Below are 524 nucleotides of genomic sequence, written 5' to 3'. Positions count from 1 at the left end.
CCTCGGCACTTCGCCCGACATGATCGATCTCGCCGAAGACCGCGACCGCTTCCAGAAGCTGCTGCACAAGCTCGGCCTCAGCCAGCCGAAGAACGGCATTGCCTATTCGGTCGAGCAGGCCCGCCTTGTCGCCGGCGAGCTCGGCTTCCCCTTGGTGGTGCGCCCGTCCTATGTGCTGGGCGGCCGCGCCATGCAGATCATCCATGACGAGGGCATGCTGCAGACCTATCTGCTCGACACCGTGCCCGGCCTGGTGCCGGAGGACATCAAGCAGAAATACCCCAACGACAAGACCGGCCAGATCAACACGCTGCTGGGCAAGAACCCGCTGCTGTTCGACACCTATCTCTCCGGCGCCATCGAGGTCGATGTCGACTGCCTGTGCGACGGCAAGTCGACCTTCGTCTCCGGCATATTGGAGCACATCGAGGAGGCCGGCATCCATTCGGGCGACAGTGCCTGCTCGCTGCCGGTGCACTCGCTGCCTTCCGAACTGGTCGACGAGCTGGAGCGCCAGACGGCAG

At 64.3% G+C, this 524-nt stretch carries 1 pseudogene; it reads left to right on the top strand.

What is annotated here, in order from left to right:
- A pseudogene (locus EN984_RS37110) lies at nt 1-524 on the top strand (carbamoyl phosphate synthase large subunit); the annotation flags it as partial.

This window comes from Mesorhizobium sp. M7A.F.Ca.CA.004.12.1.1, from assembly GCF_003997835.1.
Classification (GTDB): domain Bacteria; phylum Pseudomonadota; class Alphaproteobacteria; order Rhizobiales; family Rhizobiaceae; genus Mesorhizobium.
The sequence above is the reverse complement of the archived record's forward strand: the minus strand, read 5'-3'. Positions and strand labels throughout refer to the sequence as shown.